This is a genomic window from Sphingosinicella microcystinivorans (assembly GCF_003634215.1).
In the GTDB taxonomy this organism is placed as follows: Bacteria; Pseudomonadota; Alphaproteobacteria; order Sphingomonadales; family Sphingomonadaceae; genus Sphingosinicella; species Sphingosinicella microcystinivorans.
Window position 1 is genome coordinate 42,193 of sequence record NZ_RBWX01000014.1, and the last position, 15,906, is coordinate 58,098.

Consider the following 15,906-nt stretch of genomic DNA (forward strand, 5'->3'; position numbering starts at 1 on the left):
AGATGACGGAAACGGTCAGGCTCGATATCGAACTCTTGCTTCCGGAGGTGCCCGATGAGGCGGACCGCTGCATAGAACGGTTGTCCGGCGAACTGCAGGGCCGGCCGGGCGTCGAAAAGGCGCATGTCGTTGCCGCGCAGGGCGACGCACCCGTCCAGCTTTGTATCCACTATGATCCCGACGTCGTGCCGCTCGAACGGGTGCGCCAGCTCGCCCGAAGTGCCGGGGCGGCACTGACCGACCAATATCAGCATCTTCTCTGGACCGACGTCGAGGGGCTCGGACACACGCGGCGCGCCCGAACGGTGAGTGATCGTTTGCGCCAGCTTTCCGGCGTCGTCGAAGCCGAGGCGAGCGCGGCGGGGATGATCCGCGTCGAGTTCAGCCGAACCGACATATCGCTCGACCGGATCCGCGCGGCGCTGGCCGATATGAGCGTCTATCCGAAATCGGCGACCGCAATAGCGGCGACGCCGGTGAAGGACGCACACGACGAGATCGGCGATCATAGTGGCCATGATCACGCCGAGCATGCCGAAGGGGAGCATGTACATGCCCATGGCGGCATTTTTGGCGCGAACACCGAGCTTTATGTCGCGCTGCTGTGCGGGGCGGTGCTCGGGGTCGGCTTCGCGATCGAGAAGGTGGCCGACGCGCCGACCTGGGTTTCGCTCGCTTTCTATATTGCCGCTTATGGCCTTGGCGGCTGTTTCACCCTGCGCGAGGCGATCGAGAATCTGAAGCTCAAGCGATTCGAGATCGACACGCTGATGCTCGTCGCCGCGGCGGGTGCCGCCGCGCTTGGCGCTTGGGCCGAAGGGGCGCTCTTGCTCTTTCTCTTCAGCTTCGGCCATGCGCTCGAACATTATGCGATGGGGCGTGCCAAGCGGGCCATTGAGGCGCTGGCGGAACTGGCGCCGCAAACCGCGCTTGTTCGCCGCGACAGTGAAGTGCGCGAGTTTCCGGTCGAGGAACTGGTGGTCGGCGATATCGTCATCGTCAAGCCCAATGAGCGGCTCCCGGCCGATGGCTTCATCGTCCTCGGCCGATCGAGCGTCAACCAGGCGCCGGTGACCGGCGAGAGCGTGCCGGTCGACAAGGAACCAGTCGCCGAGGCTAAAGAGGCCGCGCTACGCGCCGACACGCTCGATGCGAAACATCGCGTGTTTGCCGGCACCATCAATGGCGAAGGCGCGATCGAAATCGCGGTCACCCGGCTTTCCACCGACACGACGCTCGCGAAGGTCGTGAAGATGGTCAACGAGGCCGAGACCCAGAAATCGCCGACCCAGCGCTTTACCGACAAGTTCGAGCGCGTCTTCGTACCGAGTGTCCTCGGGCTCGTTTTCCTCCTGCTTTTCGCGGGGTTTGTCGTCGACGAGCCGTTCCGCGACAGCTTCTACCGGGCCATGGCCGTGCTCGTCGCAGCGAGTCCTTGCGCGCTCGCGATCGCCACGCCGAGCGCGGTCCTGTCCGGGGTCGCGCGCGCCGCGCGCGGTGGCGTCCTCGTCAAGGGCGGCGGCCCACTTGAAAATCTCGGTTCGCTGACGGCGCTCGCGTTCGACAAGACCGGCACGCTGACCGAGGGACGGCCGCGTATCACCGATGTGGTGCGGGCGACCGGCACGACCGACACCGAACTGCTGGCCATCGCGGTGGCGGTCGAGAACCTGAGCGACCATCCGCTCGCCACGGCGATCGTGCGTGACGGCCGCGAAATGCTCAAGGATGCCGCTCTCCCCGTTGCTACCAACCTGAAGAACCTGACCGGGCGCGGCGTCCGGGCGCAGGTGGACGGCGAAACCGTGAGCATCGGAAAAGCGGAGATGTTCGGCGCCGATGGCATTGCGCCTCTTTCCTCCGAGATGGCAGAGGCGATCGAGCGGTTGCGCGAAAATGGCCGCACGACGATGGTGGTGCGCAAGGGCACGCGCGACCTCGGCGCGATCGGGCTCATGGATACGCCGCGTGCCGCGGCGCGCGAGGCGATCTCGCGGCTGCGCGAATTGGGCATCGGCCGAATGATCATGATTTCGGGCGATCATCAGCGCGTCGCCGAATCCATCGCCGCCGAAGTGGGTCTGAGTGAAGCCTGGGGCGACCTGATGCCCGAGCAGAAAGTCGACGCGATCAAGAAGCTACGCGCCGAAATGCCCGTCGCAATGGTCGGCGACGGGGTCAATGACGCGCCGGCGATGGCGAGCGCCACCGTCGGAATCGCGATGGGCGCAGCGGGTTCCGACGTCGCGCTGGAGACGGCCGATATCGCGCTGATGGCGGACGATCTGGCGCATCTGCCCTTCGCGATTGGGCTCAGCCGCCGGACCCGCTCGATCATCCGCCAGAATATGGTCGTCAGTCTTGGCGTCGTCGTCGTCCTGGTCCCGGCGACGATCTTTGGCCTGGGGATCGGCCCGGCGGTCGCGGCGCATGAAGGCTCGACCCTCGTGGTTGTCGCCAATGCACTGCGGCTGCTTGCTTATCGCGAATAGCTGCGCGCTGGGACTTGGCGCGGTTAGGGGAGATGGACGTGTTCGAGATTGTAAGGGAGACGCTGCTGCTGCGATCGCCCGACCAGCTCTGGGAAGTACTGGCGGATTTCGACCGATACGAACGCTGGAAACCCTATGTACGGCCAAAGGGACTCTTTGAGCGCGGCGCGGAGATCGAATTTTCCTTCCGCATGAACCCGGCAAACCCGCGCTTCTGGCGGGTAACGGCAACCATATCCCGATGCGACCCCGGAGAGCATCTCGCGTTCGACGTGAAGCTCGGCGGGATGCTGCTGTCGATCGAGGAGCATTTCAAGATCGAGCCGGCGCCGGAAGGTACGCGGTTGACCCACAGCATAAGCTGCAAGGGGCTGATCGCTCGTCTCGGGCTTCCCAAGATACGCCGGAACTTTGAAGTCCTTCTGAGCGAAACCAACCGCCTCCTGACACAATATCTCGCTCGGCCTCGGTCCAAACCGGCAGCGAAGGTCATGCGGTCGAAGAAGGGGCGGCGGTCGTGAACACGATCATCCGCGGAGGACATGCGACGGGTCGTGCTGGAAAGTGATGATGCCCGTCCCGGCGAAATGTCGGGGCGGGCCTTCTGTGCCGGAATTTACGCGCCAGTCCTGCCGCCTTGCCGCGAATACGACCCGGGTCGCCGCTGGGCCGCCAGCAAGAGCCGCATATTCAGAGGTCATTCAACGACAAGAGAGGATTTCTGGCCGCCGCGATTGCGGCATCATAGCGGTCGAGCGAACCGCTTTTGCCAAGCGCGGGTACGAAATCTCTGTCGGTGTCGGTCATGACCCTTCTTTAGTGACGGCCATCGCATCCGCGCTTGAACGAAGGGGCTATCCCTCGATCATGAGATCACTCGCGCAAATGCCGAACATCGCCTTGATCGTGCGTGCGAAATGGGCACTGTCGCTGAACCCCGCCATGTGCGCCGCCTCCGTTGCGCCCCGTTGCCTGCCGATCGCTTCGAACGCGATCAGCAAACGGCGCCACAGCACATAGCGTTGGAATGGCATTCCGATTTTGGCGGTAAAGAGATGGCGGAACCGTCCGAGCGACAGGCCGCTCTCCCGGCCTGCGTCGGCAAGCCGGACGGCTTGCACGATGCGCGCATCGAGCGGTCGGCGCGGTTCAAGTGCGAGCCAAGCCTTCCAGAAGCCCGTGCCACGGTCGCTCACGACATGGATCGGCTTCGCGCCGTTCGGGCGCGCTCTCAGATCGACGGGCGGACCGAATTGGATCGTCGGCTCGACATACCAGAGCTCCGCCTCGCTCGCCGGAAGAAGACAATGAACGACTTCGGGCTCGATGAGCAGGCACCGACCTATGTAGCGCTGCCCGTGGCTGTCGGTTACTTCGACCGGATCGTCGGCAAAGACCGCCTGCGCGGCGAAGTGCCGATGGGGAACGGCATCTCCGACCGAACCCGACCAGCAGGCGAGGAAATCGCCAATGCGAAGTCTGCCTTTCCAATGAGCTAGGTCGGTCATGCTATTCTGATAGCAGCAGGTCTACCTCGCCGTCACCCCGGGCGACGAACTCGCTTGGCGTTCATATGCTTCTGAATAGGCGCCCTCCGGTTGGGCCTGTTGATCGCAGCTTAGCCAAAGACGCCGATTCTATATTGATTGCCAGGCCCCAATCAGTCATTGCAAATCATTCTCAATAAAGGTGGCTGGCGTGGCGATGACCCTGAACCGAAATTCATTCGCGCCGATGCGGGCGCTGGGGCGCGGCGCTCTGGCCATTTTGCTCTTGGCTCTGTTCGCGCTCCAGCCGGCCCGCGCGAGCGAATCCGAGGTTCAGACCATTTGGCGGCTGCTCGATTATGTTGCCGTTGATTATCCCGGTGCGGTGTCCGGCGACAAGGTTATGAGTGCGGCTGAATATGCCGAGATGACCGAGTTTGCCACGCAGGTCGAAGCGCGTTTGAAGCGACTGCCGCAGAAGGCCGCGAAGCCGAATTTGGTGGCTCGCGCCGCCACCTTGCGCCAATCGATCGCTGCGAAATCCGCACCGGCGACGATCGAAGAACAATCGCGGGGGCTCGCCGAGGCTTTGCTTGGAAGTTACCCCGTGCCGCTGGCGCCGCGGTCGGCTCCCGATCTGGCGCGCGGCGCGAAGCTCTACGCGGAAAATTGTTCCATGTGTCATGGCGCGACCGGTGCCGGAAACGGCCCGGGCGCCGCGGGGCTCGATCCGCCGCCGATCGCTTTCACGGACGCGGCGCGAGCGCGCGAGCGTAGCCTGTTCGCGCTCTACCAAGTGATTTCGCAAGGCCTTGAGGGAACGTCGATGGCAAGTTTCGAAGCCCTTCCCGACGGCGATCGCTGGGCGCTGTCCTTTTATGTCGGCAGCCTCGCCTTTCCCGAATCTTCGCAAACCGTCGGTCGGCAGATATGGGATGCGGAGGCGCCCGTTCGGGCCGCCATACCCGATCTTGCAACCCTCGTGGCCAAGACGCCTGCGCAGCTTGCGCGTGAGATAGGAGATGACAAGGCCGGGCCGCTGACCGCCTTTTTGCGTCGCCAGCCCGAAGCCGCCGTTGCGAAACCGGCCGGCTCGCTGGCGCTGTCCCGCCAGCGCCTCGAAGCGAGCCTGAAAGCCTATTCGGCAGGCGACCGCGGCGCCGCGTCCGATCTGGCGTTATCCGCCTATCTCGACGGATTTGAACCAGTCGAACCGGTTCTAGCAGCGCGCGATCCCGACCTCATGGCGAAGATCGAGCTGGCGATGGGAAATTTGCGTTCGACCATCGGGAAGGGCCGCCCGGTCGCGGAAGTCGAGACGGCAAATGCCGAGGTTGCCCGGCTGTTCGTCGAAGCCGAAGCTGCCCTCGCCCCTGAGCAGGCGAGCGTCTCTTCCAGCTTTCTCGGTGCTTTCGGAATCCTTTTGCGCGAAGGCCTTGAGGCGCTGCTGATCGTGATCGCCATGATGGCCTTTCTGCGCAAAACTGGCCGAACCGACGTGATGGGATATGTCCATGGCGGCTGGGTCTCGGCGCTCACCGCTGGGGCGTTGACCTGGTTCGTCGCAACCTACTTTATCGGGGTCAGCGGGGCATCACGCGAACTCACCGAAGGCTTTGGTTCGCTCTTCGCTGCAATTATCCTGATCTCGGTCGGCATCTGGATGCATGGCAAGAGCAATGCCGAAGCTTGGCAGCGCTATATCAAGGAAAAAATCTCCGCTGCGCTGTCGCGCCGGTCGGCATGGTTTCTGTTCGGCCTGACCTTCCTCGTGGTCTATCGCGAGGTGTTCGAAACGATCCTCTTTTACGCAGCCCTGTGGGCGCAGGGAAATGGCGGCGCCATGCTGGCGGGGGCTGCGACGGCTGCTGTCCTGCTTGGCTTGATCGCCTGGGCAATGCTGTGCTACAGCGCCCGGCTCCCGATCACGCAATTCTTCTCCTGGAGCGCGGCGCTGATCGCAGTCCTGGCCATTGGCCTGGCCGGTAAGGGTGTCGGCGGATTGCAAGAAGCCGGCCTACTCGGCGTTACGCCGCTGGCCGGATTTCCCCGGGTTCCGATCCTGGGAGTATACCCGACGCTTCAGACGGTCCTGGCGCAGCTTGCGGCTGCCATCATCCTTGCCGCAGGCTTCTGGTTCAATCGGGCAAGGGCGCCGCGCGCGGCTTAGCTGCGCGCCGCGAGGAACATCATCAGCATGCCGTCAGTGGGCACGAGCAACGGCCGACTTCCCGCACGTCACTCCGCGGCCACTCCCGCCTTGTGCGAAGAAATCTCTCCGAGCGCGTCGCGGACGATATCATAGGCTGAATGGAGGAAGAGCAGCGCAATGACGCCCGCGACGAGCAGGTCGGGCCAGGCCTTGCCGGTCACCGCAACCAGACCAGCCGCGACGATGACCGCCACATTGGCGAGGGCATCGTTGCGCGAGAACAGCCAGATCGCGCGCGCTGTCGCGTCGCCTTCGTTGCGGAAGCGGCTAAGGACGAGCGCCGCCGAGATGTTGACGAGCAGGGCGGCGATGCCGATGCCGCCCATCAGGTCGGCCTCAGGCGGGATGGCGTGAAAGCTGCGCCAGATCGCCGATCCAATGACGCCAAGGCCGAGGACAGCGAGAAAGCAGCCCTGAGCCAGCGCGGTTCGGCTGCGCGCAACCGCCGACCAGCCGAGCGCGATCAGTCCTACAAGGGTGATCGATCCATCGCCGATGAAATCGAGCGAATCGGCCTTGAGTGCCTGCGACCGCGCAAGGAAGCCGCCCGCCAGTTCGATCACGCCAAAGCCGAGGTTGAGAAGGACAACGATCCAGAGCGCGCGCCGATATGCGGGGTCAACACCCGCGCGCTTTTCGTCCGCTTCGCAGCCGCAATCGCTCATTCCGTCATTCTTTCCCTTCTCGAGTCGGCGCTCTATATGCACCCTCCAGCAACTATAGGTTCAAGCGATGAAAATAGGCGAATTGGCGCGCGCGACCGACACGAAGGTCGAAACCATCCGCTACTATGAAGTCGCGGGCCTGCTGGCGCCTCCGGCACGGACCGGCGGCAATTATCGCTCCTACGGAACCGGCGATCTCGAGCGCCTGTCCTTTATTCGCCGCGCTCGCGATCTCGGATTTTCGCTCGAGGAGGTTCGCGAGCTTCTAGCGCTCGCCGACGACCGCGACCAGCCCTGCGGCGCCGTCGATGCGGTCGCAAGCAGCCATCTCGCGACGATCGAGCGCAAGATCGCCGATCTCGCCCAGATGCGCGACGAACTCGCGCGCATTATCGGTGGCTGCCGCTTGGGAAAAGTCGGCGACTGCAAGATCATCCAGACGCTCGGGCCGATGCGCGGCGCCGCGCGAAACTGACGCGCCGCCCAAAGGCCGGCGCGCGATCAGGAGGCGGGAAGCGCCTCGATCCGCGTGATGCGCCCTTTGGCGCCATCCCAGTCGAGCTCAAAGGCGACGCGGTCGCCAACCTTGAGGCCCTTCAGCAAGTCCGCCGAGGCCTCGAACCCCATCGTCATCGGCGGCCATTTCAGCGCGGCGATTTCGCCATGATCGAGCGTGACGGTCCCCTTGGCTGTATCGATCGCGGTGATTTTTCCTTCGCCTTTTCCACGCTGCACCGAAGCCGGAGCGGCTGCGGTCGTTTCCTTGGGGGCGGGGGTCTGCTGTTTGTCGGCCTCCGGGCTGCAGGCGCCTACGGCCATCAGCACGACCGCGCTCGCAGCCAATATGCACTTCGTCTTCATGTCGTTTCTCCTTGCTTTCATGTTACGTCTCTTCGGTTTTCAACGGGGGTCGATCGGGCCATCGCCGCCGCATCATCAGATAGGCGGCGGGGATGATGAACATCGACAAGAGCGGTGCGGTGATCATCCCGCCGACCATCGGCGCGGCGATCCGGCTCATCACCTCGGATCCGGTGCCGGTTCCTATGAGGATCGGGAACAGGCCCGCGAGTATGACCGCGACGGTCATTGCCTTGGGCCGGACCCGGAGCAGCGCGCCGTCGCGAACCGCGTCCTCGATCGGGCCGTCACCGCGCGCCGCGAGCGCATGCTTGAGATAGATGAGCATCACCACCCCAAACTCCGCCGCGACGCCCGCAAGCGCGATGAAGCCAACCGCACTCGCCACCGACTGGTTGTAGCCGAGCAAATAGAGCAGCCACAGCCCGCCGGTGAGTGCGAAGGGCAAAGTTGCCATGATGAGCAGCGCCTCGTCCCAGCGCCGGAAGGTCAGGTAGAGCAGGATGAGGATGACCGCGAGCGTGACGGGTATGACGATCTTCATCCGCTCGGCCGCACGCACGAGGAATTCAAACTGGCCGGTATAGGAGATGCTGATCCCCGGCGGCAGTTTGACATCGCGCGCGACCGCCTGCTGGATGTCCTGCACCAGTCGCTGAAGATCGCGGTCGCGGCCGTCGACATAGATCCAGGTCACCGGCCGGCCGTTCTCGCTGCGCAGCATCGGCGGTCCGTCGCTGATCCGGACCGCCGCTACCGTGCCGAGCGTGATCTGCTGGCGCGACGGGGTGAGGATCGGCAAATTCTCGAGCTTGCCCCAGCTGTCGCGAAGCTCGCGCGGATAGCGCACGCTGATCGGATAACGCGCCAGCCCCTCGACCGTCTGGCCAATCGTCTCGCCGCCGATGACGCCGCCGACGATGGATTGCACATCGGCAACGTTGAGACCGTAGCGCGCGGCGGCGGCGCGATCGATGTCGACATCGATATAGCGCCCGCCGGTCAGCCGCTCGGCGAGCGCCGAGGCGACGCCGGGAACCTTGCGGACGATATCTTCGATCCGCTTCGCGGTGCGGTCGATCTCGGCGACGTTCGATCCCGCGACCTTGATGCCGACCGGGCTCTTGATCCCCGTCGCCAGCATGTCGATGCGGTTGCGGATCGGTGGAATCCAGAAATTGGCGAGGCCGGGGACCTTCACGCGGGCATCGAGTTCGGCAACCAGCTTTTCGGGGGTCATCCCCCCGCGCCATTGATCGCGCGGCTTGAAGCGGATCGTCGTCTCGAACATCTCGAGCGGGGCGGGATCGGTCGCAGTGTCGGCGCGCCCGGCCTTGCCGAAGACGCTCTCGACCTCGGGCACCGTCTTGATGAGCCGGTCGGTCTGCTGGAGCAGGCTCGACGCCTTGGCCGACGAAATGCCGGGAAGCGCCGAGGGCATATAGAGCAAGTCGCCCTCGTTGAGCTGCGGCATGAACTCGCCGCCGAGCTGGGTCAGCGGCCACAGGCTGGTCGCAAAGATGAGGCCGGCGACCGCGAGCGTCCGCCGGGGATGACAGAGAACCCGGTCGAGCGCGGGGCGGTAGGCGCGGGTCAGCCAGCGGTTGACCGGATTGGCCTGTTCGTTCGGAATCCGTCCGCGAATGAGCCAGCCCATCAACACCGGGACGAGGGTGATCGACAGGGTTGCCGCCGCCGCCATCGCATAGGTTTTGGTGAAGGCAAGCGGCCCGAAGAGTTTGCCTTCCTGTCCTTCGAGCGAGAAGATCGGCAGGAACGAGAAGGTGATGATCAGGAGGCTGAGGAACAGCGCCGGTCCCACCTCGGCAGCGGCGTCGGTGATGACGCGCCACCTTTCCTTGCCCGCGAGCTCTTCGCCCGGGTGAGCCTTTTCCCAATGCTCAATATGTTTATGGGCATTTTCGATCATCACCACCGCGGCGTCGACCATCGCGCCGACCGCAATTGCGATGCCGCCAAGTGAGAGGATATTGGCATTGAGACCCTGAAACCGCATGACGATGAAGGCGATCAAGATGCCGAGTGGCAGGGTGAGGATCGCGACCAGCGCCGAGCGCGCGTGCCAGAGGAACAGCGCGCAAACGAGCGCGACGATGATGAATTCCTCGACGAGCTTCGAGGTGAGATTGTCGACCGCGCGGTCGATCAGGCCCGACCGGTCATAGGTGGTCACGATCTCGACGCCTGGCGGCAGGCCCTGCTTGAGTTCGGCGAGCTTGGCGCGAACCCCCTCGATCACCTCGCGCGCATTCTGGCCTTGGCGCATCACGATGACGCCGCCCGCGACTTCGCCTTCGCCGTTAAGCTCGGCGATACCGCGCCGCATATCGGGACCGATCTGGACGGTGGCGACATCGCCGATCGTCACGGGAATGCCGCCCGCCGCGCTACGAACGGGCACGGCGCGGAAATCGTCGAGGTTTTTAAGATAGCCGCCGGCGCGCACGATATATTCGGCCTCGGCCATTTCGACCGTGCCGCCGCCGCTCTCCTGGTTGGCGCGCTGGAGCGCCTCGGTCACCTCTTGCGCGGTCACGCCATAGGCGGCGAGCTTCGTCGGATCGACGAGGACCTGATATTGCCGCACCATGCCGCCGATGCTCGCGACCTCGGCGACGCCGAGCACCGCCTTGAGCTCGAAGCGCAGAAACCAGTCCTGGAGGCTGCGAAGTTCGGCGAGATCATGGCGTCCGCTCTTGTCGACGAGTGCATATTCGTAAATCCAGCCAACCCCCGTGGCGTCGGGACCGAGCGACGCCCGGGCACCTTCGGGAAGGCGGCTTTGCACCTGGCTCAGATATTCGAGCACTCGGCTGCGCGCCCAATAAAGGTCGGTGCCGTCCTCGAACAACACATAGACGAAGCTGTCGCCGACGAAGCTGTAGCCGCGCACGACGCGCGCGCCCGGAACCGACAGCATCGTTGTCGTGATCGGATAGGTGATCTGGTCCTCGACGATGCGCGGCGCCTGGCCGGGATAGGTGGTGCGGATGATGACCTGCACGTCCGAGAGATCGGGAAGGGCGTCGACCGGCGTCGTGCGGACGGCGGCAATCCCGATTAATGCCAGGATCAGCGCCGCGGCGACGACGAGGCCGCGCGCGGCGACCGATGCGCGAATGATCCGTTCGATCATTTCGCATTGTCCAGCGGCCGGATGGCGATGCCGGTCAGGCTCGCCTCGGAATCGAGCAGGAACTGGCCCGACGCCACGACCTTCTCGCCCGCGGCGAGACCGCGCAATATTTCGGTCTTGCCGCCGCCTTCACGCCCGGTCGCGACCTCGGCGGGGTGATAGCGGCCGTCGCCCATCTCGAGCATCACGATCGTGCGCGTCCCGGTGCGGATGACGGCTTCGCTCGGCACGAGCAGCGCCGGCTTGGCATCGCCCCCCAATGCCACGCTCGCGAACATGCCGGGGCGTAGCCGCCCGCCGCGGTTCGCAAGTTCGATGCGCACGGTCAGCGTCCGGCTGTCCGCCGCCGCAGTCGGCAGGATGGCGACGACACGGCCGCCGAAGCTTTCGCCGGGAAAGGCGGTGAGCTTGGCGTTCGCGCGCTGGCCGACCTCCACAGCGCCGGCCTGCGCTTCGGGGAGCGCGGCATTCAGCCACACCGTCCCGAGCCCCGAGAGTTCCGCAAGCGTCTGCCCGGCGGCGAGCGTCACGCCCGCGCGCGCATTGAGCGTCTGGATGACACCGCCGATCGGCGCACGGACCGTAACCGTGCCGCTCGTCCGCCCGCTGCGATCGACTTGTGCGATCACGGCCTCGGGCATGCCCATCAGGCGCAGGCGTTGCCGCGCTGCGGCGGTGAGTTCGGGCCGGCCAAGGCGTTTGACGCTCAGATACTCGGTCTGGGCGCCGCCCCATTCGGGCGATTGCAGGTCGGCGATCGGAGCGCCCGCGCGAACCACATCGCCGGGCGCGAGCCGATAGACGCGCTCGACGAAGCCGCCCGATCTTGCCTGGACGATCGCGACGTCGCGCTGATTGAAGTCGACCGTGCCGGTGACGTCGAGCGTCGCAGCGAGGCTTCCCATTTCGGCCGCGACGACCCGGATGCCAAGGCTTTGCCCGGCCGATGGATCGACCGAAATGCCGGGCGCTGCATCGGTCCCGCCGCTCCCGTCGGCATATTTGGGAACCAGCTGCATGTCCATGAAGGGCGACTTGCCCGGCTGGTCGAACTTCTGGTTCGGGAACATGGGATCATAATAATAGAGCACTTTGCCGCTATCGTCCGTCGCAGACCCGGCCACCGTCGCGTTGTCGCCGCGCTGCCCCAACCAATAGCCCGCGCCCCCGGCGACCAAAACTGCGGCCATCAGCGCGGCGCGCCACCGCGCCGCCGTCGTCGTCGCATCGGTCATCGCCGCGTCTCCCCATAAGTGTAAATGATCCGCACCGCGTCGCGCGCCACTTCGGCTTCGCGCGCCAGCGCATCGACCTCGGCTTCGGCGAGCGTCAGTGTCGACAAGAGCGCGGTGCCGAGATCGAGACGCCCCGCCCCAAAGCTTTCGAGGTCGAGCTGGGCGCGCTTCTTGGCGAGCGGCACCAGTCTGGTTCGCGCATTCGCCAGCTGTTCGTCGTGCATGCGGTGCATCGCAAGGTCGGCGGACAGCGACGCCTCCACCGCGCGCTCGGCCGCTTCGCGATCGAGCCGCGCGCGGGTCGCTTCGCTCGCGCGCGCGGCGATTTTGGGGTCTTGTCGTTTTTTCGCAAATAGCGGCAGGTCGATCGTCACCCCGACCGTGACGAGATCGCCAAAATTGGGTTCGCGCCGGCCATAGGCGGCGTTGACGGTATAGTCGGGTCGCTTGTCGGCGCGCGCCAGCCCGGTCTCGGCATCGGCGGCCAATGTCCGTGCGTCATAGCCGCGCAGCAGCGGCAAGGCGGCGAGGCCGGCGCGCAGCGCGTCGCCATCGACCGCGAGCGGAGGCAGGTCGACCACCGTATCGGCCGCAGGATCGCCGGTGAACCGGGTGAGCTGCGCCCGGTACCGCGCGATTTCGGCGGTGAGCCCGCTGCGCCGGTCGGCGATTTCGGCGCGCAATTGCTCGGGTTCGAGCGCTTGCGCCGGGCGCGCCGCACCGCTTGCGAGCCGCGCGGTTACCGTTGCCTGCAGATTGTCGAGCTCGGCATCGAGAGAATCGAGTTCCTTCAGCCGCTTTTTCGCATAGTGAAGATCGATCCACGCGAGCGCGGTGGCAAGGCGAACATCCTGCGCCGCGACCGCCTGCTCGGCCTCGGCGACGCCGATCTCGGCGTGCTCGCGCAATGCGCGGGCGCGGCGCTTGGCGGGATTGGTGAATTCCTGACTGATGCCGATGACCTGCATCGTGAAGTCATCGCGGTTGAACCGCCCCGCATCGGGGCCGGTGACCGGAAAATCCTTGATCGCCAGATCGAGCTTGGGGTCGGGCAGGCGATCCGCCGCGATAGCCGCGGATGTGGCCGCGTCGACGCCCGCTTCGCGCGCCCGGAGTTCGGGCGCCTGCGTTTCGGCGCGCCGAAGCGCTTCGTCCAGCGACATGGGTTCGGCGCGAAGTACCGAGGGCAGCAGCGCCAGGACGGTGGTTGCAAGCAATATGCGCATGATGTTCCCCTCTTCGGGCGTAGGCAGGTCCGCCCCCGACGCGTGCGCCGGGGGCGGCACAGCGTCAGCCCTTCGCGGGCATCATCTGACGAGCGGACATGGTCTTCATGCAGTCGGCCGCATCGGACTTCATCATGTCCCCGTCGCAGTTCGCCATCTCGGGCAAGGCGTCGACAACCCAGACGCGGACGCGCGGCGAGATGTTGGACTTGTTCGGTCCGGGTATCTGGCGCTCGCGCCATTCATAGTGACCGCCCGATTTTTCCTGGGCGAAGCTCGGCGTTGCAAAACCGATGGCCGCAATCGCTGCGGCGAATAATAGCATTTTCATTTTGGAATTCCTCGATTGAAAAGCAGGGAACTGCGCGCCGCGACGAGGCGGAGCGCAATGCGCGATTCAACCGAGGGTTAGCGGTGGCTCGGGTTCGGGGCCAAAGTTGCGTCCCACCAGCCGCTGCACGGCGAGCGGATCGACCAGTTCGCACCGATGGCTGGCAACGGCAAGCGGTGCAGCGGGTGTGACGACGGCCAGCGGAATGGCACAGCCCATCTTGGCGATGCAGTCGAGCGTCATGCCTTTGCACGGCTGATCGGACTGCGAGGTGTCGACGCCCATCATCTCGGCGCACTCGGGACTCATCGCCGGCGATGCAGCGGGCTGCACCTCTTGCGCGATCGGCCTGGCCGTCGCGAACGCCGCCTCCTGGCCAAAGAGACCAAGGAGTGCGCCCGCGAGCAGCATCAAGGTAAGCCAGTGCTTCACAAATTCCCTTTTTCGGCGCGGAGGCTTCCTGTGTCAATTCGCGGCAGGCAACAATTGGTTACAATCAAGCGCATGCGAGCGCAGGTCCGGGACCCGAAGGGGAATGCCTTCCCCTGATGGCCAGCCCCGGTCTGGCCATACCCCTTCCGCGTGGGCTGGCCGCCCCCGCGACGCCCCCGCATGAATGGGCGCGGTTGTGGATGGGCGCTCTCTGTCGGCGACAGGCGCCAACAGGGATCGCATGCTTGTTTGAATCGCGCTGCGCACTCGACGCGCCTGTCTTGGCGGTGCGACGGCTAAGCACATCTGCGCGCGCACGCCCCACCACCGGCGGCCGCGCCGAGAGCGCGTCTTCGTGTGGGATCCGTCGGAGCGCCGGATCTTGGTCAAAGCAAGCAGGGTCGCCGCGCCGAGCGCGCCGGCGTTTTTCTTGGGCCTCCCGTCGATCGCAGGAGTGGGCGGCGCTTCCTTCTGGGCGCGGCCCGGCGTCCCGCAAGCCGCTTCGCGGCTCTTCCTCTTCGTTCTAGCCCTTCGGGTGCGGACCGCCTCCTGGCCGCGCCCGGCAGGTCGCCAGTCGCCGCCCACCCCCGCTCCGCCGGGGGCCTGCTGGTTTTGGGGCGGGGATGGAGATCGAGACATGCGCCAGAAGGTGAAGAACAGTGACAGGGCGAGCCATCGTCAATCTCGCGGCGATGAGCCGCGCGCGTCGCTCTATGACAGCGTGACGAACCGGATCATTGCCGAACTGGAGGCGGGACGGCTTCCTTGGGTGCAGCCTTGGGGTCGCGGCGGCGGTGCATCGGCGGCGCTGCCCCACAACGCACATTCGGGCCGCGCCTATTCGGGCATCAATATCCTGATCCTGTGGGGAGCCGTGATCGAGGCGGGATGGCCGAGCCAAGGCTGGCTTACCTTTCGTCAAGCGCTGGAGGCGGGCGGCAATGTCCGCAAGGGCGAGCGCGGCACGACCGTCGTCTATGCCGACCGTTTCATTCCCAAGGGCGAAGCCGACCGTGCTGCCCGCGAGGGCGGCGATGCGCGCGCGGTGGCATTCCTCAAAAGCTTTACCGTGTTCAATGTCGCGCAATGCGAGGGCTTGCGCGAAGGGATCGCTTCCGACCCTGCCCCGCTGTTCGAACGCGAGATCGTGCCCGTCGCCGAAGCGGTGATCGCGGCGAGCGGAATCGATTTTCGCATCGGCGGAGACAGGGCCTTTTACGTGCCCGTCCATGATTATGTGCAGGTTCCGCCGCAGCCCGCTTTCTTCGATCAGGTCAATTATTACCGCACCGCCCTCCACGAACTCACCCACGCCACCGGTCATGCCTCGCGGCTCGACCGTAAACTGCTCAATAGCTTTGGCAGCAAGGATTATGCGCGCGAGGAACTGGTCGCCGAGATGGGGAGCGCGTTCCTGTGCGCCGCACTCGGCATCGAACCGAGCGTGCGCCATGCCGATTATGTCGGGTCGTGGCTGGAGGTGCTCCGCGAGGACAATCGCGCGATCTTTCGCGCCGCGAGCCTAGCCAGCAAGGCCGCCGATTGGCTGCTTGCGCGCCATGCCGAAGCAGCGATCGGCGAGCAGCTGTCCCGACAACGAGCTTCCGAAACCCTTGCGCATCAGGGGTGAAGGATGACGCAGGCGGCGCGTTTCGCCGTCAACCATAGTCGGTCCCGCCACGCTTCAAGACACAACGGGACCGACGCTCACAAGGAGAGTAGGGATGGCACGCCATACCCCCTCGCAGAGGCTGGTTTTACCATCCCTCTCGCCGAACCGGACGTGCGGCTTTCACCGCATCCGGCTC

13 protein-coding genes are annotated in these 15,906 nt (G+C 65.2%); 5 read left to right on the plus strand and 8 right to left on the minus strand.

Annotated elements, in window-relative coordinates; all coding sequences use genetic code 11:
* Positions 1–2 precede the first annotated feature (2 nt).
* Positions 3–2,492, plus strand: a complete 2,490-nt coding sequence (locus DFR51_RS18410; protein WP_121053796.1) for a heavy metal translocating P-type ATPase — start codon at positions 3–5, stop codon at positions 2,490–2,492.
* A gap of 38 nt (positions 2,493–2,530) precedes the next feature.
* Complete coding sequence (locus DFR51_RS18415) at positions 2,531–3,013, plus strand: SRPBCC family protein (protein WP_160119071.1); 483 nt, start codon at positions 2,531–2,533, stop codon at positions 3,011–3,013.
* 333 nt (positions 3,014–3,346) lie between these two features.
* On the opposite strand, the gene DFR51_RS18420 is transcribed toward DFR51_RS18415, so the two are convergent.
* Entirely contained in the window at positions 3,347–4,000 is a 654-nt protein-coding gene (locus tag DFR51_RS18420; protein WP_121053800.1) for an AraC family transcriptional regulator, read from the minus strand.
* Positions 4,001–4,226: 226 nt separating this feature from the next.
* On the opposite strand from DFR51_RS18420, the gene DFR51_RS18425 reads away from it, so the two are divergent.
* Positions 4,227–6,149, plus strand: a complete 1,923-nt coding sequence (locus DFR51_RS18425) for a cytochrome c/FTR1 family iron permease (RefSeq protein ID WP_121053832.1) — start codon at positions 4,227–4,229, stop codon at positions 6,147–6,149.
* Between the two features lie 68 nt (positions 6,150–6,217).
* On the opposite strand, the gene DFR51_RS18430 is transcribed toward DFR51_RS18425, so the two are convergent.
* Positions 6,218–6,856, minus strand: a complete 639-nt coding sequence (locus tag DFR51_RS18430; protein WP_121053803.1) for a cation efflux transmembrane domain-containing protein — start codon at positions 6,854–6,856, stop codon at positions 6,218–6,220.
* 67 nt (positions 6,857–6,923) lie between these two features.
* Between DFR51_RS18430 and DFR51_RS18435 the strand changes: the two genes are divergently transcribed.
* Positions 6,924–7,331: a MerR family transcriptional regulator gene (locus DFR51_RS18435; protein WP_121053805.1), complete on the plus strand. Its 408-nt coding sequence runs from the start codon at positions 6,924–6,926 to the stop codon at positions 7,329–7,331.
* A gap of 26 nt (positions 7,332–7,357) precedes the next feature.
* Here the strand turns inward: DFR51_RS18435 and DFR51_RS18440 are convergent, their stop codons facing one another.
* From DFR51_RS18440 to DFR51_RS18465, 6 genes are all read right to left on the minus strand, one after another.
* Positions 7,358–7,717, minus strand: a complete 360-nt coding sequence (locus DFR51_RS18440; RefSeq protein ID WP_121053834.1) for a copper-binding protein — start codon at positions 7,715–7,717, stop codon at positions 7,358–7,360.
* Between the two features lie 22 nt (positions 7,718–7,739).
* Positions 7,740–10,874 (minus strand): efflux RND transporter permease subunit, encoded by a 3,135-nt coding sequence (locus DFR51_RS18445; protein WP_121053807.1) that lies wholly within the window; start codon positions 10,872–10,874, stop codon positions 7,740–7,742.
* Positions 10,871–12,109: an efflux RND transporter periplasmic adaptor subunit gene (locus tag DFR51_RS18450; protein WP_121053809.1), complete on the minus strand. Its 1,239-nt coding sequence runs from the start codon at positions 12,107–12,109 to the stop codon at positions 10,871–10,873. Before DFR51_RS18450 ends, DFR51_RS18445 begins: the two co-directional genes overlap by 4 nt.
* Positions 12,106–13,335 (minus strand): TolC family protein, encoded by a 1,230-nt coding sequence (locus tag DFR51_RS18455; RefSeq protein WP_121053837.1) that lies wholly within the window; start codon positions 13,333–13,335, stop codon positions 12,106–12,108. Before DFR51_RS18455 ends, DFR51_RS18450 begins: the two co-directional genes overlap by 4 nt.
* 64 nt (positions 13,336–13,399) lie before the next feature.
* Positions 13,400–13,666, minus strand: coding sequence for a hypothetical protein (locus DFR51_RS18460; RefSeq protein WP_121053811.1), 267 nt, complete (start codon positions 13,664–13,666; stop codon positions 13,400–13,402).
* A gap of 66 nt (positions 13,667–13,732) precedes the next feature.
* Complete coding sequence (locus tag DFR51_RS18465; RefSeq protein ID WP_121053813.1) at positions 13,733–14,098, minus strand: hypothetical protein; 366 nt, start codon at positions 14,096–14,098, stop codon at positions 13,733–13,735.
* A 637-nt stretch (positions 14,099–14,735) separates the two neighbouring features.
* Here DFR51_RS18465 and DFR51_RS18470 point away from each other — a divergent pair.
* Positions 14,736–15,728 (plus strand): ArdC family protein, encoded by a 993-nt coding sequence (locus DFR51_RS18470; protein ID WP_121053815.1) that lies wholly within the window; start codon positions 14,736–14,738, stop codon positions 15,726–15,728.
* Positions 15,729–15,906 lie beyond the last annotated feature (178 nt).

Bases quoted from the DNA above. Each gene is read 5' to 3' on its own strand.
- DFR51_RS18410 (WP_121053796.1), top strand. From the start codon at position 3: ATGACGGAAACGGTCAGGCTCGATATCGAACTCTTGCTTCCGGAGGTG.
- DFR51_RS18420 (WP_121053800.1), bottom strand. From the start codon at position 4,000: ATGACCGACCTAGCTCATTGGAAAGGCAGACTTCGCATTGGCGATTTC.
- DFR51_RS18425 (WP_121053832.1), top strand. From the start codon at position 4,227: ATGCGGGCGCTGGGGCGCGGCGCTCTGGCCATTTTGCTCTTGGCTCTG.
- DFR51_RS18430 (WP_121053803.1), bottom strand. From the start codon at position 6,856: ATGAGCGATTGCGGCTGCGAAGCGGACGAAAAGCGCGCGGGTGTTGAC.
- DFR51_RS18435 (WP_121053805.1), top strand. From the start codon at position 6,924: ATGAAAATAGGCGAATTGGCGCGCGCGACCGACACGAAGGTCGAAACC.
- DFR51_RS18440 (WP_121053834.1), bottom strand. From the start codon at position 7,717: ATGAAGACGAAGTGCATATTGGCTGCGAGCGCGGTCGTGCTGATGGCC.
- DFR51_RS18445 (WP_121053807.1), bottom strand. From the start codon at position 10,874: ATGATCGAACGGATCATTCGCGCATCGGTCGCCGCGCGCGGCCTCGTC.
- DFR51_RS18450 (WP_121053809.1), bottom strand. From the start codon at position 12,109: ATGACCGATGCGACGACGACGGCGGCGCGGTGGCGCGCCGCGCTGATG.
- DFR51_RS18455 (WP_121053837.1), bottom strand. From the start codon at position 13,335: ATGCGCATATTGCTTGCAACCACCGTCCTGGCGCTGCTGCCCTCGGTA.
- DFR51_RS18460 (WP_121053811.1), bottom strand. From the start codon at position 13,666: ATGAAAATGCTATTATTCGCCGCAGCGATTGCGGCCATCGGTTTTGCA.
- DFR51_RS18470 (WP_121053815.1), top strand. From the start codon at position 14,736: ATGCGCCAGAAGGTGAAGAACAGTGACAGGGCGAGCCATCGTCAATCT.